Origin of the sequence: Chitinophaga solisilvae (assembly GCF_009928525.1) — a bacterium.
GTDB lineage: Bacteria > Bacteroidota > Bacteroidia > Chitinophagales > Chitinophagaceae > Chitinophaga > Chitinophaga solisilvae.
On sequence record NZ_JAABOK010000003.1, the window covers coordinates 666642 to 689130 of the forward strand.

The 22489-nt window shown below is 47.3% G+C and carries 20 protein-coding genes; 12 read left to right on the forward strand and 8 right to left on the reverse strand.

Features of this window, described 5'->3' with window-relative positions:
• Window positions 1-22 precede the first annotated feature (22 nt).
• The 4 genes from GWG06_RS08635 to GWG06_RS08650 all read left to right on the forward strand — a co-directional run bounded on the left by GWG06_RS08635 (window position 23) and on the right by GWG06_RS08650 (window position 2691).
• Entirely contained in the window at window positions 23-787 is a 765-nt protein-coding gene (locus GWG06_RS08635; RefSeq protein ID WP_127039241.1) for a succinate dehydrogenase/fumarate reductase iron-sulfur subunit, read from the forward strand.
• A gap of 155 nt (window positions 788-942) precedes the next feature.
• A complete protein-coding gene (locus GWG06_RS08640; RefSeq protein ID WP_127039244.1) occupies window positions 943-1512 on the forward strand; it encodes a Crp/Fnr family transcriptional regulator in 570 nt (189 codons plus the stop codon).
• A gap of 57 nt (window positions 1513-1569) precedes the next feature.
• Window positions 1570-2262, forward strand: a complete 693-nt coding sequence (locus tag GWG06_RS08645) for a class I SAM-dependent methyltransferase (protein ID WP_160712573.1) — start codon at window positions 1570-1572, stop codon at window positions 2260-2262.
• A 9-nt stretch (window positions 2263-2271) separates the two neighbouring features.
• Window positions 2272-2691, forward strand: a complete 420-nt coding sequence (locus GWG06_RS08650; RefSeq protein ID WP_160712575.1) for an LIC_13387 family protein — start codon at window positions 2272-2274, stop codon at window positions 2689-2691.
• A gap of 99 nt (window positions 2692-2790) precedes the next feature.
• Here GWG06_RS08650 and GWG06_RS08655 read toward each other — a convergent pair whose 3' ends face one another.
• The 3 genes from GWG06_RS08655 to GWG06_RS08665 are packed head-to-tail and all read right to left on the reverse strand — an operon-like array spanning window position 2791 to window position 8002.
• Window positions 2791-3831 carry a phytase gene (locus GWG06_RS08655; protein ID WP_160712577.1) on the reverse strand — a complete coding sequence of 347 codons (1041 nt, stop codon included), beginning with the start codon at window positions 3829-3831 and terminating at the stop codon, window positions 2791-2793.
• Between the two features lie 19 nt (window positions 3832-3850).
• On the reverse strand, window positions 3851-5218 hold the full coding sequence (locus GWG06_RS08660; RefSeq protein WP_160712579.1) for a hypothetical protein: 1368 nt from the start codon (window positions 5216-5218) through the stop codon (window positions 3851-3853).
• Window positions 5219-5230: 12 nt separating this feature from the next.
• Complete coding sequence (locus tag GWG06_RS08665) at window positions 5231-8002, reverse strand: TonB-dependent receptor domain-containing protein (RefSeq protein ID WP_127039257.1); 2772 nt, start codon at window positions 8000-8002, stop codon at window positions 5231-5233.
• Window positions 8003-8209: 207 nt separating this feature from the next.
• Between GWG06_RS08665 and GWG06_RS08670 the strand changes: the two genes are divergently transcribed.
• Together GWG06_RS08670 and GWG06_RS08675 are read left to right on the forward strand one after the other, a co-directional pair.
• A complete protein-coding gene (locus tag GWG06_RS08670) occupies window positions 8210-9595 on the forward strand; it encodes a Gfo/Idh/MocA family protein (RefSeq protein WP_160712581.1) in 1386 nt (461 codons plus the stop codon).
• A gap of 112 nt (window positions 9596-9707) precedes the next feature.
• Window positions 9708-11753, forward strand: a complete 2046-nt coding sequence (locus GWG06_RS08675; protein WP_235938234.1) for a S9 family peptidase — start codon at window positions 9708-9710, stop codon at window positions 11751-11753.
• A 161-nt stretch (window positions 11754-11914) separates the two neighbouring features.
• On the opposite strand, the gene murI is transcribed toward GWG06_RS08675, so the two are convergent.
• Both murI and GWG06_RS08685 read right to left on the reverse strand, forming a co-directional pair.
• A complete protein-coding gene (murI, locus tag GWG06_RS08680) occupies window positions 11915-12745 on the reverse strand; it encodes a glutamate racemase (protein ID WP_160712585.1) in 831 nt (276 codons plus the stop codon).
• Between the two features lie 7 nt (window positions 12746-12752).
• Window positions 12753-13418, reverse strand: coding sequence for a carbonic anhydrase (locus GWG06_RS08685; protein ID WP_160712587.1), 666 nt, complete (start codon window positions 13416-13418; stop codon window positions 12753-12755).
• Between the two features lie 155 nt (window positions 13419-13573).
• Between GWG06_RS08685 and GWG06_RS08690 the strand changes: the two genes are divergently transcribed.
• Window positions 13574-15217, forward strand: coding sequence for an ABC-F family ATP-binding cassette domain-containing protein (locus tag GWG06_RS08690; protein WP_127044109.1), 1644 nt, complete (start codon window positions 13574-13576; stop codon window positions 15215-15217).
• A gap of 229 nt (window positions 15218-15446) precedes the next feature.
• Here the strand turns inward: GWG06_RS08690 and GWG06_RS08695 are convergent, their stop codons facing one another.
• Together GWG06_RS08695 and GWG06_RS08700 are read right to left on the reverse strand one after the other, a co-directional pair.
• Window positions 15447-15833 (reverse strand): response regulator, encoded by a 387-nt coding sequence (locus GWG06_RS08695; protein WP_158631667.1) that lies wholly within the window; start codon window positions 15831-15833, stop codon window positions 15447-15449.
• A 508-nt stretch (window positions 15834-16341) separates the two neighbouring features.
• On the reverse strand, window positions 16342-17304 hold the full coding sequence (locus tag GWG06_RS08700) for a coiled-coil domain-containing protein (protein ID WP_127044111.1): 963 nt from the start codon (window positions 17302-17304) through the stop codon (window positions 16342-16344).
• Window positions 17305-17400: 96 nt separating this feature from the next.
• Between GWG06_RS08700 and GWG06_RS08705 the strand changes: the two genes are divergently transcribed.
• From GWG06_RS08705 to GWG06_RS08720, 4 genes are read left to right on the forward strand one after another with little or no spacing between them, the layout of a single operon-like run.
• Entirely contained in the window at window positions 17401-18126 is a 726-nt protein-coding gene (locus tag GWG06_RS08705; RefSeq protein WP_160712589.1) for a ribonuclease H-like domain-containing protein, read from the forward strand.
• A 16-nt stretch (window positions 18127-18142) separates the two neighbouring features.
• Window positions 18143-19138 (forward strand): DNA polymerase III subunit delta, encoded by a 996-nt coding sequence (gene holA, locus GWG06_RS08710; protein WP_160712591.1) that lies wholly within the window; start codon window positions 18143-18145, stop codon window positions 19136-19138.
• A gap of 30 nt (window positions 19139-19168) precedes the next feature.
• A complete protein-coding gene (locus GWG06_RS08715) occupies window positions 19169-19696 on the forward strand; it encodes a hypothetical protein (protein WP_160712593.1) in 528 nt (175 codons plus the stop codon).
• A gap of 25 nt (window positions 19697-19721) precedes the next feature.
• A complete protein-coding gene (locus GWG06_RS08720) occupies window positions 19722-20213 on the forward strand; it encodes a hypothetical protein (protein ID WP_160712595.1) in 492 nt (163 codons plus the stop codon).
• A 3-nt stretch (window positions 20214-20216) separates the two neighbouring features.
• On the opposite strand, the gene GWG06_RS08725 is transcribed toward GWG06_RS08720, so the two are convergent.
• A complete protein-coding gene (locus tag GWG06_RS08725) occupies window positions 20217-21149 on the reverse strand; it encodes a bifunctional riboflavin kinase/FAD synthetase (protein ID WP_160712597.1) in 933 nt (310 codons plus the stop codon).
• A gap of 136 nt (window positions 21150-21285) precedes the next feature.
• Between GWG06_RS08725 and GWG06_RS08730 the strand changes: the two genes are divergently transcribed.
• Window positions 21286-22464 carry an AIR synthase related protein gene (locus tag GWG06_RS08730; protein ID WP_127042813.1) on the forward strand — a complete coding sequence of 393 codons (1179 nt, stop codon included), beginning with the start codon at window positions 21286-21288 and terminating at the stop codon, window positions 22462-22464.
• Window positions 22465-22489: the final 25 nt, after the last annotated feature.

Sequence of the window (22489 nt, forward strand, 5' to 3'; positions counted from 1 at the left end):
ATCAAATAATTGTCCAGGGATTATGGAACATTATAACATGAACCTCACATTAAAAGTGTGGAGGCAGAAAAGCAAAAACGATCAGGGTGGCTTTGAAACTATTCAGGCGAAAAACATTTCTTCAGAAATGTCATTCCTGGAAATGTTCGACGTTGTGAATGAAGAACTGATCAACGATGGAAAAGAGCCGGTAGCATTCGACCACGACTGCCGCGAAGGTATCTGTGGTATGTGCTCTATGCATATCAATGGCCGCGCTCACGGCCCGTGGGATGGTACTACCACCTGCCAGCTGCACATGCGCGCCTTTAAAGATGGCGATACCATCACCGTTGAACCATGGAGAGCAGGCGCTTTCCCGGTACTGAAAGATCTTACCGTTGACAGAAGCGCTTTCGACCGCATCATCGAAGCCGGTGGTTACATCTCCGTTAACACTGGTAACGCGCAGGATGCCAACTGTCTCCCTATCGATAAACATAACGCTGACCTGTCTTTCGCAGCAGCAGCATGTATCGGTTGCGGCGCCTGCGTAGCCGCCTGTAAAAACTCTTCCGCCATGCTCTTCGTTTCCGCGAAAGTATCTCAGCTGGCCCTCCTGCCGCAAGGTCACCCGGAAAGAAAAACACGCGCCCTCAACATGGTCGCACAGATGGATAAGGAAGGCTTCGGTAGCTGCACCAACACCGGCGCCTGCGAAGCAGAATGTCCGAAAGAAATCTCTCTCACCAATATCGCGCGCCTCAACCGCGAATTTATTGGTGCAGGGTTGACAACAGAAAAGTAATTCTGTTGAATTACGAATTACGAATTACGAATTACGAATGTAACTCGAAGATAAAAGCAAAGACCGAAGCGGATACTGAACAGTATTATCGCTTCGGTCTTCGCTTTTCATTCGTAATTCGTAATTCGTAATTCGTAATTAAAATAGACAGAGCCATGCATCAAATGCACATGTTCCTTAAAAAACAGGTAGATATTTCCGATGAGGATTGGCGCGCTTTCTCAGCCGGATTTGAAAAGAAAGTTTATCCGGCTAAATCTTTTTATCTGAAAGCAGGAGAAACAGAAAACTACCTGACATTCGTGGACCGTGGTATGCTACGCTTTTATGTGGAAGATCAGGAAGGACATGAAACTACCTGTGGCTTTGCCTTTGAAGGCTGGTTTATGAGCGTTTTTAGCTCCTTTATCACCCGGCAGCCCTCACGTTTTTCCGGACAGGTACTCACAGAAACGCATCTCTGGCGTATGCACTATGATGATCTGCAAAAAGCATATGAAGAAATCAGGATCGTTGACAGAATAGGCAGACTGGCCGCTGAAGCCCTGCTGCTGATCAAATCAGACAGGGAGTTTTCATTGCTGACCAGATCCGCTGAGGAACGCTACCTGGAACTGTTTAATAAAGCCCCGCATCTTATAAAACATATCCCGCTGAAATATCTCGCCTCTTATATCGGTATCACCCCACAGGCACTGAGTCGTATCAGAAAACGCATTTCTTAACCCAGGTTCATTTTCCGGCATTTCATTGTGACATAGCTTTGCATATAAATCACAGTGATGCAATACACGGACAGATTCAAAGAAGCGGCGCCAGGCATCCTCTCCGCCCTGGAAAACACCCGCGGCGCGGCATACGACAATAAAGCAATATTTTATGAACGTCTTGTCAGCACAATGCTTTTTAATAAACTATGCTGGAATGTCAACCGCGATGATTTTAAAAAATTCGCTGCCATGCCTGTCCTGCAGTCCGCCGGAAATGTACTGGACATCGGCTGCGGCGGATTGGCGCAAACAGCAGATTTATACAGCCGGACCACACACATATGCACCTTGCTGGACAGGTCACTGGAAATGCTCAGGATCGCGAAAGGAAGACTGACAGCCCGTTGCGGAGCCATACCATCCAATATTACCTTATTACAGGCCAACGCTTTTCAGCTGCCCTTCGATGATAGCAGCTATGATACCATCTGCAGTTTTGGTACTATCCACCTCTTCGATAACAAACAGGACTTCCTTCATGAAATGCTGCGCGTTTTAAAACCAGGAGGGAAATTCTATTTCTATACCATGACGAATGAAACCATTATCAGCAGATTATTTATGGAGCTGCTGCGTCTGTTCAATGAGTTCGGTGTCGTTTTATCCCGGCAGCAAACATGCGCGCTGTTTGACAGCAAAACCTTATCTGTGCAGCATTATATGAAAGGCAGCGTGCTGTTTATTTACGGACAGAAACTACAATAATCCATTATTATGATTGCTATATATCTCTGGAAAACCGGCGCAGCCATCATCAGCCTGATGGGACTGCTGCACCTCAAAGCCACACTTACCACCAACAAATTATCTCCGCGCAATGAAAAACTGGAGGCTGATATGAAACATGATACCCTGTTGCTGACAGATAAGCTGAACATGTGGAAATCATGGATAGGGTTCAACGCCACACATAGTATCGGCGCAGTGTTTACAGGAATTGTAAATTTTTACCTGGCAGTGAAATATCCTTCCCTGCTGCAATCAGATCCTTTCATTCCGTTACTCACCATCCTTATTATTGGCGGTTATGTATGGATCGCTGCAAAGTACTGGTTCCATGTTGTGCTGACACTGCTTTTCATTGCCTGGATATGCTTTCTGGCAGCCTGGCTGCTTCTCCTGTTTAATGCATAAAAAGGAAAGGGTGTTGTGCTTAACACAACACCCTTTTTCTTTTCATTATTCACTGCCTGCAACATCTTCGCTGATGTCTTTCTGTGAATGCATCATTCATTATTTGTAATGCGTAATTCTCTCTGCTATCTTCCGCCAGTCGTAAAAGTGAAAGGTCTTGTCAGTGCTCATCGCTACGAAAATACCATTCGGGAACTGCGGTCCCAGATTAACATTCAGTACATCTGAACCGTCGCTGTTGATGGCCGATACCGGAACACGGGCCAGCAGTACAGGTTTGGCAGCAGCTCTGTCATAAACGTTAAAGCTGTTGACATCCTGGTCTGATACCAGGATATAACCTGTGCTGTCCGTTGTTTTGTAGATGCTGATACCTTCATTGTCCACCTTGAAATCTCCTGCGCCGAAGAGTGCCAGCTCAGTGTCTCCTTTGGCTGGATCGGCGTGGTAGCGGCGTACACCGGTCTGTTCATCGGAATAATACACGTAGCCCAGTTCATTATCTACGGCAACGCTTTCTATCTCTTTTTTACCGCTGTACGTACCAAATTTACGTACAAGCGTTCCCGTTACATGGCCGTTACTGTCTGTCAGCTGGTATTGCCACAGGTAGCCAGTAGCAGGTCCTGATTTGCGGCTTACAATGGCAAAGATGGCTTTGTCGGCCGGCCGCGTGTATAAGCTGATACCCATGGGGCCGCGCGCTGCTTCGCCGGTAAATACTTCAATACCGCCGTTGTCCACCGGTGTCATTTCCGGCAGGCGGTAGATACGCAGTTTATTGGTTTCACGTTCTGTTGTAACAGCGATGTCTACCGGTTCATTATTCAATAACAGACCATAGGCAATATCCACGTTGTTGGGGCGTTTCAGGCCATCCACCTTTTTTACGATTTTGCCTTCCAGGTTATAGACATACAATGCGCCATCTGAATTTTTATCTGTGCCGATAATGAGGCTTTTGGAGCTGTCAGCCTTATTGACCCAGATGGCCGGATCATCGCTGTCGTATTGTGTACTTTCGGTAACTACGGTTGCTTGTACAGCATCGGTGGCGGCAGCTGCCGGTGCGGGTTTGGACTTGCATGCTGCCAGTGAAGCAGCTGCAAGGCTAAAGGTAAATATCTTTCTGTATATCATCTCTGAATGTACGATTTAATTAATGTTGATTTCCGCTGCCATCTGTCTGATAAGCGCCCAGGTCTTTACCCGGAAGTTTCACATCTGCTGCGAGTTCTCCGGTGATGGTAGTCGGGTTCAGCGGAGAGAAGCCGGTAACCCCTTTGCCGATGGCCGGAGAGCTATTTTTCAGTCGCAGGTTGGCGTTACCCTGTGTCAGCAGCGCTAATGCCTGCTGCTTCCAGGTTACAGCCGGTGCTTTGGAAGTGCCGCCCAGTGTGGTGTAATCAAACTGATCTACATCATAGGCATAGAACAAAGGATTGTTTGCTTTGACCTGACCCTGAATATCCTGTGCGGTAAATGTAGAAACACCATCCGTAGCATTGAACTGATTCAGCAACGTAGGGGCGTTGCCGTAGTAAAGGTTGTTGCCGTAAGACAGGTTAGGAAGATCCGCTCCTGTACCGGCGCCACCTACTACGCGCATACTTACCCGGCAGTTGATGAACAGGTTGTTGAAGGCTTTTCCTTTGGCAAAGGATTCATAGTTAATACCACCGCCGCGGCCTTCTTTGGTTTGACGGAAACCGCAGTTGATCATCGTGTTGTTATAAATATTCACATTTGCCTGCACGGTTTTATCACCGGAATTGGAAACCTTGAAGGCGTTGGTAGCAGCGCCCATTACCACGTTATAGGCTACATCGCCTACAGATCCGGATTTGATGTTCAGCGCTTCACCGCCTTTTTCGCCGCACAGCTCAAAGGTGTTACGCATGATGCTGAGCTTGCCGCCGTCGGTACGGATAGCATCATCCTTACTGCCGCTGATCCAGCAATCTTCCAGTATGAAATTTTTCTCCATATTGGCGAAATAAATCAGGTAGCGGGGATCACCGGCTTTGTATACTTCGGTGGCTACAGCTGCCGGACCGCCGGCATATTCAATATGCGTCCACTTCAGGATGAGGTCACCGCCTTTTTTATCTTTCAGCGGCGTACACTGAATACCACCCCATATGCCTTTGAACGCATTCTCCGGTTTTTTCAGCTCTTCCGCAACGGTGATATAGTTAGGCTTTTCTTTGGTACCCAGACTGAGGAAACTACCGTTTACCGTAATCTGCGGACTTTTCAGCTGACTGCTGCCATCTCCCAGCGCCACCAGCTTTACGCCGCTTTGCATGGTCAGGGTATCACCATCATTGATGGTGATATCGGTAGCAAAGTAGTAGGTTTTACCGGCAAGCAGGGTACCCTGAATGCTGCCGGACAACGTATCTGAAGTAATAGGTTTGCTGGGAACAATTTCCGGTTTGGAAATATTCAGTGTTGCCTCCTTATGACAGGAGGAAAGCAGGAAACCTGCACTGATAGCCGAAAGTATATATGTATTGAATTTCATGATGCCGATGTTTTAAAGTTTGAAACGAAGACCGAGTAAGTAGGTTTGTCCGTAGGTGTTTTTACGGATGAACATATTTTTGCCGGCTTCCTGGCCGGGGATACCTTCAGCAGAGGCTTCGGTATTGCGGGTTTTGAGGAACAGTTCGTTCGCTGTGTTCAGGATATTACCCACTTTCGTATAGGCGTAGAGGTTTTTGCAGATTCTTTTTTCTGCAGAAAAATCCATCATAATAAATCCTTTCTGCCAGATGTCGTTATCCAGGAATGGAGAAACGATGGCAATGCGCTCGCCGGTGTAAACAAATGCCAGCTGGGCATCAAAGCCACTTTTGCTATCCTTGTACAGTAAAGAGAGGTTGCCGATGTGCTGTGACTGACCCTGCATAGGACGTTCCTGGCTGACAGACCTTGGTTTTACGTCGCCGTTATCTGCGCGGTAATACTGTGATTTATCGCTGCTGATAGAAGATTTGGTAAAGGTGTAATTCACACGAACACCGAATTTACGGATGTATTTCGCTGCTTCCAGTTCAAAACCGTAGTTGGTGGCAGTGCCGAAGTTGCTGCTCATAAAGAAGGTGCTGCGGTTATCTGTAATGAGAGCCGATTCAATCGGATCTTTGATTCGTTTGTAGAATACGCCTGCCAGCAATTCATCCAGCGCTTTCGGGAAATACTCATAGCGGAGATCAAAGTTATCGCTGGTAGATCTTCTCAGATAAGGATTTCCTTTCTCCTGGTATTCATTGTCCAGGTCACCGTAGAGGTGCGGTACTGTTTCATAGAATCCTGGTCTGCTGATGGCAGAGTAGTAGGAAAGACGAATGTTGCGTTTATGATCCGGCATGTATTTGAAGTGAAGGCTTGGCAATACATCGGTATATTTTATATTGCCGTACTGGCCTTCTACGGTTTTGTCAGCAGACATCCAGTTGCCACTGGTATGCTCAACACGCACACCGGCCAGGGTCTGCAGACGACCGATGGTGAATTTTACCTGACCATAGTAAGCGCCGGTTTTTTCAGTGAAGTCGTAGTTCAGGGAATTGTCGGGTGCGCCTGTTCTGCCAAATACTTTGGTGGCGTGATCGTCTATATCACCTTTGAATTCCTGTGTGCTGGAATCCGGACGTAATTTATAAATATCGTACAGGCTTGTACGTTGTTTCTGACGGTACATCCCACCGGCAGAGAACTCAGTTTTTACACCCAGAATTTTTGGGGTGTAGATGAAGTTGAGATAACCACTTTTATCTTCATCGGAGTTGCGTGCCCATTCATGAACAATACCATCCATAACATCCACCAGTACAGGGCGTTGGATCAGCTGACCGTTTTCTCTTTCCACACCGGTATTCAGGGTAAGTGCTGCACGATCCGGCATGTTGGCAGTAGCTTTGGAGTAAACAGCAGACCAGTTCATGTTCAGCTGGTGCGCCAGTTTATGCGTACCCTGCAGGGTGAAGTTGCTGATAGCCTGTGTGGTGTGTTCACTGCGGTAAATATTTTTAATCCTGCCGGAACCCGGACCGGTGCGGCCCAGCTCCAGGCTGGTGTCAGAGTCTATTCTTGTCTGATACTGTCCCAGGTTCATATAGGCAGCATACAAGGAGATGTTGTGGTTATCATTGAACTGATAATCCAGTTTGGCGTGTAGCCCTGTACGTTGCTGACGGACAGAGTTCTCGCGGTTCCGCACTCCGTCAAATACAGGCTCGTTATTGTTCTTGTTTACGATGGTAGAAAGGTATAGGGTCTGATAGGAGCTGTAGGTGTTCTGGTAGCTCAGACCTGCAAGGGCGCCGAATTTTTTGTCTTTGCTGCGGCCGCCGGCAGTTATGCCGAAAACGCTGGCAGGAGGAGCTTTGCGGGTAGTATAATGTAATGGGTTAGTCGTGAAGTCTTCATTGCCGGCTTCATAGGTATTGCCAAAGCGGGTGCGTGGAGATGTTTTGTTAACGCCGCTGGTACTGAAAGAAGTAAAGTCGCGGTTAAACAGCGATTGTGCATAACCGATGGCTGCGTTGGCATGCAGCACAAAACGATCAGGGGCAGATTTCATCACCATGTTGGTAGCGCCGCCGATGGCATCGCCTTCCATGTTAGGCGTAAGCGCTTTATAGACTTCCAGCCTGTCTACCAGATCGGCCGGGAAGATGTCCAGCGGCACGTAGCGGTTTTTATTATCAGGGCTGGGTATTTTAATACCGTTGATCAGCGTATACTGGTATCTTTTATCCATCCCGCGGATGATGGCATACTGGCCGTCACCGTTGTTACCTCTTTCGAGAGATACGCCGGAAACACGCTGCATCACATTCGCGATGGTAATGTCTGGTGAAACCTCGATGGCGCGTGCAGATACGGCGTTGAGTACCATGTCTGCCTGCTGCACGGTTTTCAGTGCGCTGCGTTCGCTGCCTTTGTCCCCTTTACCTTTAACCGTCAGGGTTTGCAGCGCCACATCTTTTCCTTCAAGCGCGATGTTAATAGTTTTTACCGCTCCGTCGCAGTGGATTTTCTGTTCCATTTCTTCATGGCCCATATCCTTTACTTTGAGTGCATAGTCCCCTTCAGGAATATTGCGGAACACAAAGCTGCCGTCCAGTCCTGTGGTACCGGCAGCGGAATACTGTGCGCTATGCAGCTTCACAGCAGCGCCGGTCAGGGGTTGTCCGGTTCTTTTGTCTGTTACGATACCTCTTACACTGGTTTTTACCTGGGCATTCACAATGCCGCCAGTCAACAGGAAGAGGAGAATGAGTGGTAAAAAAAATCTCATAAAGTCAGTACTTGTTTAAGCCGCGAAATAACCGTTCTTCCTGCATTCCGGCACTATAGAGGTCGTTAAGGATTTATGAAGGAATTATGAATTTTATATTAAGTTTTCTGTCAGGTGTTTCCCGTATCAGGTTTGCCGTTCGTAATTCCGTCTTCATTATTGAAAATTTTTTTACTATCATGTAATTCCTATTAAAAACTTGTTACTATGTCAGACCAATCCCGTAGAAAGTTTATTAAGCACCTCAGCAGTACTGCCGCTTTATTGGGAATAGGCCAGCTGGCCGCCATGGGCAAAGAGCGGGAACAGGTGCAACTGATACAACCGGAGAAGTTGTATACTGCAAATGATAAGATTCGCCTTGCCTGCGTAGGCATGGGAATCATGGGTTTCGGAGATGTCAGCTGCGCGCTGAAGGTACAGGGTGTGGAGTTCGTGGCGGCGGCAGACTTATACGACGGACATCTTGCTAAAGTAAAGGAAGTATATGGTAACCAGGTATTCACCACCCGCGATTACCGGGAATTGTTGCACCGGAAAGATATAGATGCCATCATTGTAGCTACCCCGGATCACTGGCACGACACTATTTCTATTGACGCCATGGAAGCCGGAAAGGCCGTATACTGCGAGAAGCCGATGGTACAGCAGATTGAAGAAGGCCACCGGGTGATAGCCACCCAGCAGCGTACCAAAGCCGTGTTCCAGGTTGGTAGCCAGCGGGTGAGCAGCATCGCCATGGCGGAGGCGCGTAAGCGTTATCTCGCCGGAGATATTGGTCAGCTGAACGTAGTGGAAGCGCGTATGGACCGCCACAGCGCACTGGGCGCATGGCAATATTCCATTCCTACAGACGCCTCTCCCAAAACAATAGATTTCGACACCTTCCTGAAAGATACTGCCAGCCTGCCTTTCGATCCGGTGCGTTTCTTCCGCTGGCGCAATTACCAGGCATATGGCACCGGCGTACCCGGCGATCTCTTTGTACACCTGATATCCGGCGTACATTACATCACCGGTGCAATAGGCCCTTCGGCTATCTATGCCAGCGGCAACCTGGTACAGTGGAAGGATGGCCGCGATGTGCCGGATGTAGTAGTCGCTATTTTCGACTACCCTGCAACGAAGGAGCATCCTGCATTCCAGATGACACTGCGTGTCAACTTCGCGGATGGCAGTGGCGGCGGCGAATACACCCGCCTGATAGGTACCGATGGCGTGATGGAAATGGGCTGGAACGATTTCCGGATTAAAAAACATAAACTCTCCGCAGCCCCCGGCTATGGCGGCTGGGATACCTATAACACCTTTACAAAGGCAGAACAGGAACGTTTCGTACAGCAATATCAGGGGAAATACGGAGCAGCAAGGGAAAAGGCTGCCGAAACTTCTTCTGCCTATGCCGCACCGGCAGGTTATGATGACCGGCTGGATCACTTTAAAAATTTCTTCGCAGCCATGCGTACCGGCCAGCCGGTAGTGGAAGACGCCACCTTCGGCCTGCGCGCCGCAGGGCCTGCACTGGCCACCAACCTCAGTTACTTCGGAAAAAAATTAATCCAGTGGGACCCGCTCAACATGAAAGTTATCTAAGCAGGTTATTACTTTGGAATTCTTTCTTAAATTGAGTAAAACCATTTCTATGCAGAGAATTTATTTGCTTGTAGGAATTGTGTTATTGTCTTGTAACGAAAAGAAAAGGAAAATGAACAATCAGGATACCATCAAACCTCCTGTGGCAGAAAAGATAGCCAGAGAACTGACTATCCATGGCGATACACGCATAGATAACTACTACTGGATGAACGACCGGGAAGACCCGAAAGTCATCAGCTGGCTGAATGCAGAAAATGCTTACCTGGACACCATTATGGCGCCGGAGAAAGCGCTGCGGGAAAAGCTGTTCGATGAAATGAAAGGCCGTATCAAAGAAACAGATATGAGCGTGCCTTATCTGAAAAACGGTTATTACTATTACAGCCGTTTTGAAAAAGGACAGGAATACCCCATCTATTGCCGTAAGAAAGGCAGCCTGGAAGCGGAAGAACAGGTGATGCTCAACGTGAACGAGATGGCGAAAGGTTATGCCTACTATCATCTGGGCGCTATCAGCGTAAGCCCGGATACCAGACTGGTGGCCTACGGCGTAGATACGGTCAGCCGTCGCCGTTATACCATTCATATCAAGAACCTGGAAACCGGCGAAATACTGCCGGACGCCATCCCGGAAACAACCGCCTCCGCCAGCTGGGCCAGCGATAACAAAACCTTATTCTATACCCGCAAGGATACGGTTACACTGCGCGCAGACCGCATTATGAAGCATAAACTCGGCAGTACGGCAGACAAGGAAGTGTTTCATGAAAAAGATGAAACCTTTAATGTGAGTGTCGGTAAAACCAAGTCAGGTAGTTACATCGTTATTCACAGCAGCAGCACCCTGTCTTCCGAATGCCGTATTCTGGATGCATCCCGTCCGGATGAAGATTTCCGCATCTTCCAGCCCCGCCAGAAGGATATGCTGTATGAAGTGGATCACCGTGATAACAAATTCTACATCGTCACCAACTGGAACGCGTTGAACTTCCGCCTCATGGAATCTCCGCTGGACAAAACTTCCCGTGAACACTGGCAGGAAAAGATACCACACCGTACAGATGTGCTGCTGTCCGGCCTCACACTGTTTAAGGATTTTATGGTGCTGGAAGAAAGAAAGAACGGGCTTACACAGGTACGTATCATCAATGATAAAACGAAGGAAGATAAATACCTGGCCTTTGACGAGCCGGCCTATGATGCGTATGTAGGCATCAACCCGGAGATGGACAGCAAAGAGCTGCGCTTTCATTACACGTCGATGATTACGCCCAACTCCGTGTATGACTACAACATGGAAACCGGCAAGCGGGAGCTGAAACGGCAGCAGGAAGTGCTGGGAGGCTATGATCCGAAAGATTACGCTTCCGAAAGAGTATTTGCTACCGCTGCCGATGGTACTAAAATTCCGATCTCTGTTGTTTACAAAAAAACATTTAATAAGAATGGTAAAGGCCCGCTGCTGCTGTATGGTTACGGGTCTTACGGCAACAGCCTGGATGCGGCGTTTAACTCCAACCGTATCAGCCTCCTGGATCGTGGCTTTGCATATGCCATCGCACATATCCGCGGCGGCCAGGAAATGGGCCGTCAATGGTATGAAGACGGGAAGATGTTTAAAAAGAAAAATACGTTTACGGACTTTATTGATTGCGCTGACTACCTCATTAAACATGACTACACCAGCAGTCAGCACCTGTACGCCATGGGCGGCAGCGCCGGCGGCCTGCTGATGGGCGCTGTCATCAACATGCGTCCTGAGCTGTTCCATGGCGTAGTAGCGCAGGTACCTTTTGTTGACGTAGTTACCACCATGCTGGATGAAAGTATTCCGTTAACAACAGGCGAATTTGATGAATGGGGCAATCCAAAAAATAAAGACTCCTACGAGTACATGAAATCTTATTCCCCGTACGATAACGTAACAGCCAAAGCATATCCCAACCTGCTTGTTACCACAGGACTGCATGATTCCCAGGTACAATACTGGGAGCCTGCCAAATGGGTGGCAAAGCTCCGTGAACTCAAAACAGACAACAACTTGCTGCTCCTCCATACAGATATGGAAACGGGCCATGGCGGCGCATCCGGCCGTTTTGCCGCCCTGAAGGAAATAGCGATGGAGTACGCGTTTTTGCTTATGCTGGATAAGTAATTACGAATTACGAATGGCGGGTTATTTTTTTATTTAGTTATTTGAGATTTTGTGCCTGATCGTGATGCTCCCTGGGCTTACAGGCTGCAGAGAAAATCGCGATCAGGCACAAAATCTCAAATAACTAAATAAAAAAATAACCCGCCATTCGTAATTCCCGCCTAATCTTTATTTCTTTCAACAGAAACAAATTCAGACATGATTGATTTGCCAAAAAATATCTCTGCCATCCGGTCGAATATGGCGGGATCGTCGGTGGTGTAAAATTGTTGTGTCTGGCCTTTGCTGAGGCGGGTTTCCATTTCGGGATGGCGCTTCAGGTAGTCTTTGAGGCTGTGGGCAACAACTTTTCCCTGGGCTAATACGGTGACGCCTCCGGGCAGGTATTGCCGGATTTTTTTCATCAGCAGGGGATAGTGGGTACACCCTAATACCAGCGTATCGATGTTGGTGGATTGGGACAGTATTTTATCCAGGTATTCCTTTACGAAGAAATCGGCGCCGGCGCCTTCATGTTCATTGTTTTCTACCAACGGTACCCACATAGGGCAGGCCAGCTGATAGGTTTTCACATGAGGGAAAAATTTGTGTATTTCAATCGGGTACGATTCAGAGGCGATGGTGCCGTTGGTGGCCAGTATACCTACTTCGCCGGTTTGGGTGATGGTGCCTACCATTTCGGTGGTAGGGCGGATAACGCCCAGTACACGGCGGTCCGGGGCTACAGTTGGCAGGTCTTTCTGCTGGATGGTGCGCAGCGCCTTGGCGGAAGCCGTATTGCAGGCCAGTATTACCAGGGGGCAGCCCATGTCAAACAGTTGCTGAACACATTCCAGCGTATAGGCGTGTATGGTATCAAAGCCGCGGTTGCCATAGGGCGCGCGGGCATTATCGCCGAGGTAGATATAATCGTACTGCGGTAATTCAGCAATAATTTCCTTGAGTACGGTGAGGCCGCCGTACCCTGAATCAAAAACGCCTATCGGACCCATGTAAAATTTATTGATTGTTATCTTTCTGCATCAGACCTGATCCGGTGAGGTCGTAGATCTTCTGTATTTCATGCAGGATACCTTCAAAGTCGATGTTCAGATCTTTCAGGAATCCGTTTTTCAGGTCATACACCCAGCCATGTACCGTAGGGAAGCCTTTTTCCAGGTACTGCCGCTGTACAACTGCAGTTTTGATTACGTTGATGCATTGCTCCTGTACATTCAGTTCTACCAGGCGGTTGTAGCGTTCGTGTTCATCCTGAATGGCATTCAGCTCATCCATATGCAGGCGGTATACGTCGCGGATATTACGGAGCCATGGATTGAGCAGTCCGAGATCCAGCGGTTGCATGGCTGCTTTAACGCCGCCGCAGTTGTAATGCCCGCATACGATGATGTGTTTTACCCCCAGGTGCTGTACGGCATAATTGATGACAGCCATGACATTGAGGTCGGTGTTGGGTACAAGGTTGGCAATGTTGCGGTGAACAAATACCTCACCGGCATCCAGGCCCATGATTTCATTGGCGGGTACACGGCTGTCGCTGCAGCCAATGTACAGATAATTCGGCTGCTGGGAATCTGCCATTTTCTGGAAGAATTCAGCATCACTGGATAGTTTGGAAGCTACCCACCGTTTGTTATTCTCGAATACCTGATTATAATCCGTCATACCGTAATATTTTGTTAAAGATACGTATTGATTATTTACATGCGTACAATCTGTTTAAAATCAGGCTGTTTATAGCAAGCGGCCAACATCGTTGTTAACTTGGAAAGCCCGTATACTATTCGTACCTTTGCACCTTCAAAATTTACATAGCCAGCATGATCAGTGTTAAAAACGTAACGCTCTCTTTTGGTAAGAGAGTATTGTTTGACGAAGTAAACCTCAATTTCACAAAAGGGAACTGTTATGGTGTGATTGGGGCCAATGGAGCAGGTAAGTCTACCTTCCTGAAAATTTTGTCCGGCGAAATAGAGCCGAACAAGGGCACCGTGGAAATCACTCCCGGCGAGCGCATGAGTGTTTTGAAACAGAACCACTTTGAGTTTGATGAAGTTACGGTGCTGAATGCAGTATTAATGGGTAATAAAAAGCTCTGGGAAATTGCCCATGAGCGCGATTCCATATATGCGAAAGCGGACTTTACCGAAGAAGACGGTATGCGCGCAGGCGAACTGGAAGCTGAATACGGCGAAATGGGCGGTTATACGGCAGAAAGTGATGCGGGCGTATTGCTGGGCGACCTGGGTGTAAAGGAAGAAATGCACAGCATACTGATGAAAGATATTCCGGGTAGCCTTAAAGTGCGTGTGCTGCTGGCACAGGCGCTGTTCGGTAATCCTGACATCTTGCTGCTGGATGAGCCTACCAACCACCTGGACGTGGAAACGATCGGATGGCTGGAAAACTTCCTGGCTGACTACGAAAACATCGTGATCGTAGTTTCCCACGACCGTCACTTCCTCGATGCCGTATGTACGCACGTAGCGGATGTTGACCGCGCCAAAATCCAGATTTTCAGCGGTAACTACACCTTCTGGTACGAGTCATCCCAGCTGATGGCCCGCCAGATCGCAGATAAGAACAAGAAAATGGAAGATAAGCGTAAAGACCTCATGGACTTTATCGCCCGATTCAGCGCCAACGCCTCCAAAAGTAAACAGGCTACTTCCCGTAAGAAAGCGCTGGAAAAACTGGTTATCGAAGATATCCAGCCTTCCAACCGTAAATACCCCGGTATCATCTTCAAACAGCTGCGCGAAGTTGGTAACCAGATCCTTAACGTAGAGAAACTGGAAAAAGCAGTGGAAGGCCGTAAGCTCTTCACTGATGTATCCTTCTCTGTAAATAAAGGAGATAAAATTGCCTTCCTGTCAAAAGACCACATGGCGCTGACTACCTTCTTCCAGGTTATCAACGAGGAAGCACAGGCCGACAACGGTAAATTTGAATGGGGTTCTACCGTTACCAAAGCATACCTTCCCAACGATAACGCCGCTTTCTTTAAAGATATGGATGTAAACCTGCTGGACTGGCTCCGTCAGTTTGTACCGGCACACGTGACAGACGTAGATGAACCGTTCCTCCGCGGATTCCTGGGTAAAATGCTTTTTGGCGGTGATGAAATCATGAAGAAGACTTCCGTACTGAGCGGTGGTGAAAAAGTACGCTGCATGACCAGCCGTATGATGCTGCAGGATCCTAACGTACTGATCCTGGATGAGCCTACCAACCACCTGGATCTGGAATCCATCCAGTCCTTCAACGAAAGCATGATTAACTACAAAGGCATCGTGCTGTTCACCACACATGACCATACCTTTATGCAGTCAGTAGCCAACCGTATCATCGAAATCACCCCGAAAGGTATCATCGACCGCATGATGACCTTCGACGAATACCTCGCAGATGAGCGCGTAAAAAACCTCAGAGAGGAGATGTATGGGAATGCTGTTTTGGCATAATGTGAATAATGTAATTACGAATTACGAATTGCGAATTACGAATGTAACTCGAAGATAAAAGCGAAGACCGAAGCGATATACTTTTAAGTATTTGCTTCGGTCTTCGCTTTTATCTTCGAGTTACATTCGTAATTCGCAATTCGTAATTCGTAATTAATTCTCTCTTATCCTCGCTCCTCACTCGCCATTCATCATTCGTAATTCGTAATTAAAAATTCGTAATTCCTGATTAAAGGTATTCCTCTATCACCTTCATCTTATTTTTATCCAGTGGCTTGGTAATATACGCCATCAGTTCAGGAGTATGTTGTACTTTCTGCATATCTCTTACATCTACGGAAGAAGAACACATAATAATCGGGATATGATTGCTGAGGGATGATTTAAGACCGCGGTATGCTTCAATAAAATCCCATCCGTTCATTCTTTGCATATTCATATCCAGAATAATAAGGGAAGGCAATGTGGGTTGCGGATTGCTGGAAAGCTGTTCCAGGGCTTCTTCTGCACACAGGAATGATGTAATAACAAGATTATCGTCCTGTTGCCCCAACATCTTTTTGATAATGAAATGAAAAATTTCGTCGTCATCAACAACGTACACTATTTTACTCATATCTTCCATGCTTATGTTTAAAATTGGGCTTCTGAACTGTTCCGGAATAGCCAGTAAATTCCATTGCAGGAAACAGGGTTCCGGGTTGTAGCAGTATGGCGCTGTATCAGTTATAACGGGTACCACGTGCAGGGTTTAACATCTCCTGAAAAATCGGTCATCCTTTACAACATATACGGCCTATGCTGTTACATTTTTATCCGGTCACATTGTTCTGGTCAAGCATTGGTTTCAATTCTCTGACCGGTTGTGTTTGGGTTACTGGCTATTTGTAATTATGAAGACAAAGAACGTTAATTTAATTTTATTTTTATATATAACTTTTTACCAATAACTAATCATTAACAATTCATGTAAGTGAAAAAAATATCAGATATATGGTATAAAATCGCGCAAAAGCCCCTATATACCTAAAAAAAGCAAGGACCTGAGCAGCAGAAAATATGCTCAGGTCCTTGCTTTTATATGAACCGGGATCAGCCGGTAATTGTATTTTTTACTGGTCAGCTTAGAACAGACCGCCTTTTTTCAGGGTAACTTTGCCCTGGCCGATTTTATAACCGTTATGATAAATTTCAACGGAGTAATCGCCTACCTTGAAATCGGAATTTTGTTTCCAGTCCATAGAAATGCTTTGTTTCTGACCGGTAACATAGGCTACGGTTTTCTTGGCAGTATATAATTTTTCAGTACCGTCTTCCAGGGTGAACCTGCCGGAGCCGAGTGCTTCTACTGCCAGCGGGGAGTTGTCCGGCGCAGTGATGGCTACAAAGATTTCCTTATCACCGGTAGGAGCAATTCTGTTATCGTCCAGATCAAAGGTTACGCGCATCATATCAGCACGTTTGGCTTTGCTGGTTTCAATTTCCTTACCGTTGTTTTTAACACGGAGCGGCAGCAGGTGAATATTGGAGGCATGCAGTACAGAACCCAGATCTACTTTTTTGTTCAGGCTGTCCTTAACAGTAGAAACAGAATCCCTTTCCTTGCGGGCTACGTCTCTTTCGCCAGCCAGCACAATTTTCTCGCCTTCCAGGCGCTCGATGGTCTGCTGATAACCTTCAATGCTGGATTTCAGCTGTTCAATCAGGCGGCGTGCCTCAGCCAGCTGCGACTGTGTTGCGTTTTTGTTGGTCAGGATGCTGGAAATTCTGGCTTTCATATCCTGTATTTCCTTATCCTTGGTTTTAACCAGACTATCCATACGGGTGTTCTGTGAAATCAGATCATCCAGACGGGCGTTGGCTGCATTATATTCCTGCTGTAAAGCATCACGGGAAGAAGAGATAGAGTCTATCTGTACGTTCTTTTGTACGATTTGCTCGCTGGATTTATTTTTGTCATACAACATATAAATCCAGGTACCTGCCAGCGCAGCAATTAAAATACCGTAAATTAGACCATTACGGCTGCGCGGTTTTTCTGGTCCGGGAGATCCCGGTGCAGGTGTGTTAAAAGTGTTCTCAGTCATAGTTGTTTGTTTTATGTTTGTAAGTTATATGGTTAAAAATCGTTATTCAAAAATAAATAATATTATTTTATAAATATATAAAACTGTTTTCCTTACGTGTTACCAAATATTGCATTGGATCAATTGTTGTTGTTGGACATAGAAACCACTCCTGGCGCTCCGGCATTCGAACGCCTGCCGGCAGAAATGCAACGGCTCTGGCTGGACAAAATTGCAAAAACTGCGCCAGATTCTGAAAATGAAGAAGAGGTATATGCGGGCAGGGCAGGCATCTTCGCTGAATTCGGGAAAATAGTTTGTATCACCGCAGGATTCTTCACCCTGGAGAATAATACCTACCAGCTACGGCTCAAATCGTTTTACCATGATGATGAAGCCGTTGTACTCAGCAGTTTTTTAGAATTGATAGATAAATTTTATGCGAAATATCCCCGCTTCCAGTTCGCCGGACATAACATCAAAGAATTTGATATCCCCTTTATTTGCAGAAGGTCTGTGATTCATCAGTTATCTTTGCCGCAGCCTTTACAGCTGCATGGCTTCAAACCCTGGGAAGTACCCATGCTTGATACCCTCCAGCTCTGGCGTTTCGGCGATTTCAAACACTATATTTCCCTGAAACTGCTGACAGCCGTTCTCGGTATCCCTTCTTCCAAAGATGATATCGACGGCAGCATGGTAGGAAAAGTATACTGGCAGGATCATGACCTGGAAAGGATTGCCGCCTACTGCCAGAAAGATGTGATTGCTGTGGCACAGCTGCTGCTGCGCTTTAAGCGCATGCCACTGCTGAAAGACAACGAATACAAAATAATTAAATAGACGATAACAGATACGCATGGAATACCAGGATATCATCAGAGACTGGAAACAACTGAAGTTCCGCCCGCTTTACTGGCTGGAAGGAGAGGAAGATTTTTTTATTGACCAGGTAACCGCCTATGCGGAACATGATCTCCTCACAGAAGCAGAGAAAGGATTTAACCTTACCGTTTTATATGGAAAAGATACCGACTGGAGCACCGTAATCAACGCCTGCCGCCGGTATCCCATGTTTGCGGAAAGACAGGTAGTGGTGCTCAAGGAAGCCCAGGCTATGCGCGATCTGCTTAAACTCGAAGCCTATATCGATAACCCCCTGTCATCTACCGTATTTGTGGTGGCCCATAAGCAGGGAAAAATAGACGGGCGCAGCAAACTCGCCAAACTGATTAAAGACAAAGGTGTATTGCTGTCTACCAAAAAAATGTACGATAACCAGCTGCCGGCATGGGTGGAAGGCTATGTCAGCAGCCGCGGACTGGCCATCACACAAAAGGCGGCCATCCTGCTGGTAGACCATATCGGAAACGACCTTTCCCGTATTGCCAACGAAATTGATAAACTGCTGGTAAACCTGCCTGCACAGAAGAAAATCGATGAAGGCGATATTGAAAAGTATGTGGGCATCAGCAAGGAGTATAATGTTTTTGAACTGCAGAACGCCCTCGGACAAAAGAATACAGAGAAAATATTCCGCATCATCGGTTATTTCGCTGCCAACCCCAAGGCCGCACCTATACAAATGACCCTGCCGGCGTTATACAACTTCTTCGCCAAGGTGAACCTGATCTTCGGTGTAAAGGGAGGGGAGAAGGAAATAGCCTCCGCCCTCGGTGTGCATCCCTTTTTTGTAAAGGATTATATGGGCGCTGCCCGGCAATACGGCCCGGAAGGCACCGAAAAGGCGATACTCCTGCTGCATCAGTATAACCTGCGCAGTATTGGTATCAACGACAGCGGGGTGGAAGACGGCGAGCTGATGAAAGAACTGATGTATAAAATACTGTACTAACGTTGCCGCATATACTATTTATTACCACTTATGAAAAATGTAAACAACATAGGTCGTATTATCCTGGCTGTCATTTTTATGATCGCCGGCGCAGGTATTGCATTGGTAGGGCTGCTGGTACTGGCAGGCACGCTATTCCCGGATCTCGGACTCGACAATGAATCCTCGGTGCGTCCCTATCTGATAGGCATCAGTCTCTGCCTGCTTGTTGGCGGCGTACTCATCTGGCTGGGAATACGGTTTTACAAACCCCCGGTAAATGCTACGGAAAGCATGGAGCTGCTGGGAGAAGAATTTAACCTCGCAACAACAAAATTCAGCATCGTTAAAACCATACTGGGCGCAGTACTTTTTATTTTAAGCGCTATAACAGGGCTGGTAGGTATTGCTATCTGTATCAATGCAGCTGAGCCGGGACATGAGGAAGTAACGCCCGTGGTGCTGATGATTTCCCTTTTACTAGTATTCGGATTAACAGCTGTATTTATCTGGCTGGGGTTTTATCTGGTCAGAGGCGCCGGCAGAAAGCAACGCAGCGCCGGCATAAAAAATAACTGATTACAAAATCATCCCTTATATCCCTATGACAAAGAAAAACAGTGCTATCCGGCGAACCGCCGGGATGATAATCCTTATCAGCGGAATACTGCTATGGCTGATCGTTTTGAACTTCGTGAGCTTTGAACAGCTCTTCCTGAGCGAAGCCGGCGGATTTACGGCTATTACCGTCCTGTGCCTGGCCATGGCAGGAACAGGTATGTATATATTCAGATCCGGAAGAAGAGATACTTCAGATATAATGGTACGTGCAGAAAAAAATACGCCTGTCAGAATTACCCTGGCTGTTATTTTCATGTTGCTGGGCGCTTTCCTTTTACTGGCGGGCCTGATGGCATTTGTGGGGATGAATGATAAGGCGGCAGGGAGAGCTGCTCCAGAAGATTTCACGCAGATAATGACCATCAGCGGAACTTTCCTGTTGCTGACAGGAGCAACATTGCTGTGGCTGGGCTTCCGTTTTACCAGGCCCGGAAAAGTACGTAAGCGTATAGAGTTGCTGGGAGAAGAATTCTGAGTACTATCCCAATATAGCTCTGGACTGCGCAGAGTCCTTATCCATCTGAACAACCAGGTCGTCGATATTATCAAACTTCTGGTTAGATCTGATGTAGGCGATAAAATACACGGTGAGTAATTTACCGTAAAGGTCCTCGTTGAAGTCAAACAGGTGTACTTCCAGGCGAAGATCCGTACCGTTAAAGGTAGGGCGGAAACCTATGCTCATTACGGCCGGTAACAGGTTGCTGTGGCCGGCCAGCTGTACGCGCACGGCATAGATGCCTTCAGCAGGAATCAGTTTTCTTTCGTCCGGCAGTTGCAGGTTGGCAGTAGGGTATCCCAGCTGCCGCCCCATTTTATCGCCGTGAATAACTTCTCCTGTCAGGAAATAGGGATAGCCCAGCAGTTCGTTGGCCAGCTGTACCTGTCCTTCCTGCAGGCTCTTCCTGATTTTAGTGGAGCTTACGGTCAGGTCGTTCACTACCTGCTGCGGGATCTCTATCAGGCGGAAGCCGTATACCTGCTGTTCTGCTTCCAGCAGTTCCAGCCCGCCTTCCCGGTTATGGCCAAAGCGGTGGTCATATCCGATGATGATGGTGTTAGGCTTGAAACGTGCTACCAGGAAGTCTTCCAGGTATTCGCGGGCAGAAAGTTCAGAAAAGGCTTTAGTGAAAGGAACGACCACCAGGTGGTCAATACCTGCCTGTTCCAGCAGGGCAATTTTTTCGGGCAGGGTGGTCAGCAGCCGGATGTTATTGGGTTTGGGCATCAGTACTTCCCGCGGATGCGGATCGAAGGTAACAATCACCGTTTCTCCGTCACAGTCTGCCGCAGCCTGCTCCAGTTGTTGAATAATGAAGCGATGGCCGGTATGTACTCCGTCAAATGTACCAATGGTGACAACCGCATTACGGAATTCCGGTAAATGGTTTAAGTCCCTGTGAACCTGCATATAACTCAATAACAATCAAAAATGCGGTGCAAAAGTAACACATTCGGCGGGCATTATGCACGGAATCTGTTACTTTTGCAGCCAGAAGTGCATATTTATTGAATTATTTCTTCATTTAATTATTTATTTATTTCCGGTGGATAATAATATTTACGCCAAACGTGGTGTTTCGGCAGGCAAGGAAGATGTACACAATGCCATTAAAAATATTGACAAAGGGTTGTTTCCGAAAGCATTCTGCAAGATAGTTCCTGATATGCTGGGCGGCGATGAGGCTTACTGTAATATCATGCATGCAGATGGCGCCGGCACCAAGTCTTCACTGGCTTACATTTACTGGAAAGAAACCGGTGATATCAGTGTGTGGAAAGGTATTGCACAGGATGCCATCATCATGAACATGGATGACCTGCTCTGCATCGGCGCTACTGATAATATCCTGCTTTCCTCTACCATCGGCCGTAACAAGCAGCTGGTACCGGGAGAAGTAATTGCCGCCATCATCAACGGCACCGAAGAAATACTGGAAGAACTGCGTAAACACGGGATCAGCATTTACTCTACCGGCGGCGAAACCGCGGATGTTGGCGACCTGGTACGTACCATCATCGTGGACTCTACGGTGACAGCCAGAATGAAGCGTGCAGACGTTATCTCCAATGACCGTATCCAGGCAGGCGACGTAGTAGTGGGCCTCGCGTCTTACGGACAGGCAACCTACGAATCTGCCTACAACGGCGGTATGGGCAGCAACGGCCTTACCAGCGCCCGTCATGATGTATTTAACAAGGCAATCGCCGGGAAATACCCCGAAAGCTTTGATCCCAATATCCCTTCTGAACTGATCTTCAGCGGAAAGAAAGCATTAACCGACAAAGTGGAAATACCCGGTTTCGGTACAATAGATGCTGGTAAACTGGTACTCTCACCTACACGCACCTATGCGCCGGTAATCAAAAAAGTACTGGAACAGTTCCGCCCGCAGATCCATGGTATGGTGCATTGCAGCGGCGGCGCCCAGACAAAGGTGCTGCACTTTATAGAAAAACTGCACGTCATCAAGGATAATCTGTTCCCGGTACCACCGCTGTTTACCCTGATCCAGGAACAATCCGGTACACCGTGGAAAGAAATGTACCAGGTATTCAATATGGGCCACCGCATGGAATTATATGTGCCGGAAGCCATTGCAGCAGATATCATCGCTATCTCCAAAAGCTTTAATATCGATGCGCAGATCATCGGAAGAGTAGAGGCCGCGGAGCAAAAGCAGGTAACGGTGAAAGCGGCGGCAGGCGAGTTTATATACCACTAAATATAATTACGAATTACGAATGATG

Excerpts from the sequence above, each read along its gene's own strand:
- GWG06_RS08665 (WP_127039257.1), bottom strand. The coding sequence starts at position 8,002 with ATGAGATTTTTTTTACCACTCATTCTCCTCTTCCTGTTGACTGGCGGC.
- GWG06_RS08640 (WP_127039244.1), top strand. The coding sequence starts at position 943 with ATGCATCAAATGCACATGTTCCTTAAAAAACAGGTAGATATTTCCGAT.
- GWG06_RS08675 (WP_235938234.1), top strand. The coding sequence starts at position 9,708 with ATGAACAATCAGGATACCATCAAACCTCCTGTGGCAGAAAAGATAGCC.
- holA (WP_160712591.1), top strand. The coding sequence starts at position 18,143 with ATGGAATACCAGGATATCATCAGAGACTGGAAACAACTGAAGTTCCGC.
- GWG06_RS08655 (WP_160712577.1), bottom strand. The coding sequence starts at position 3,831 with ATGATATACAGAAAGATATTTACCTTTAGCCTTGCAGCTGCTTCACTG.
- GWG06_RS08650 (WP_160712575.1), top strand. The coding sequence starts at position 2,272 with ATGATTGCTATATATCTCTGGAAAACCGGCGCAGCCATCATCAGCCTG.
- GWG06_RS08725 (WP_160712597.1), bottom strand. The coding sequence starts at position 21,149 with ATGCAGGTTCACAGGGACTTAAACCATTTACCGGAATTCCGTAATGCG.
- GWG06_RS08685 (WP_160712587.1), bottom strand. The coding sequence starts at position 13,418 with ATGACGGATTATAATCAGGTATTCGAGAATAACAAACGGTGGGTAGCT.
- GWG06_RS08645 (WP_160712573.1), top strand. The coding sequence starts at position 1,570 with ATGCAATACACGGACAGATTCAAAGAAGCGGCGCCAGGCATCCTCTCC.
- GWG06_RS08720 (WP_160712595.1), top strand. The coding sequence starts at position 19,722 with ATGACAAAGAAAAACAGTGCTATCCGGCGAACCGCCGGGATGATAATC.
- GWG06_RS08670 (WP_160712581.1), top strand. The coding sequence starts at position 8,210 with ATGTCAGACCAATCCCGTAGAAAGTTTATTAAGCACCTCAGCAGTACT.
- GWG06_RS08695 (WP_158631667.1), bottom strand. The coding sequence starts at position 15,833 with ATGAGTAAAATAGTGTACGTTGTTGATGACGACGAAATTTTTCATTTC.
- GWG06_RS08700 (WP_127044111.1), bottom strand. The coding sequence starts at position 17,304 with ATGACTGAGAACACTTTTAACACACCTGCACCGGGATCTCCCGGACCA.
- GWG06_RS08635 (WP_127039241.1), top strand. The coding sequence starts at position 23 with ATGGAACATTATAACATGAACCTCACATTAAAAGTGTGGAGGCAGAAA.
- GWG06_RS08715 (WP_160712593.1), top strand. The coding sequence starts at position 19,169 with ATGAAAAATGTAAACAACATAGGTCGTATTATCCTGGCTGTCATTTTT.
- GWG06_RS08690 (WP_127044109.1), top strand. The coding sequence starts at position 13,574 with ATGATCAGTGTTAAAAACGTAACGCTCTCTTTTGGTAAGAGAGTATTG.
- murI (WP_160712585.1), bottom strand. The coding sequence starts at position 12,745 with ATGGGTCCGATAGGCGTTTTTGATTCAGGGTACGGCGGCCTCACCGTA.
- GWG06_RS08660 (WP_160712579.1), bottom strand. The coding sequence starts at position 5,218 with ATGAAATTCAATACATATATACTTTCGGCTATCAGTGCAGGTTTCCTG.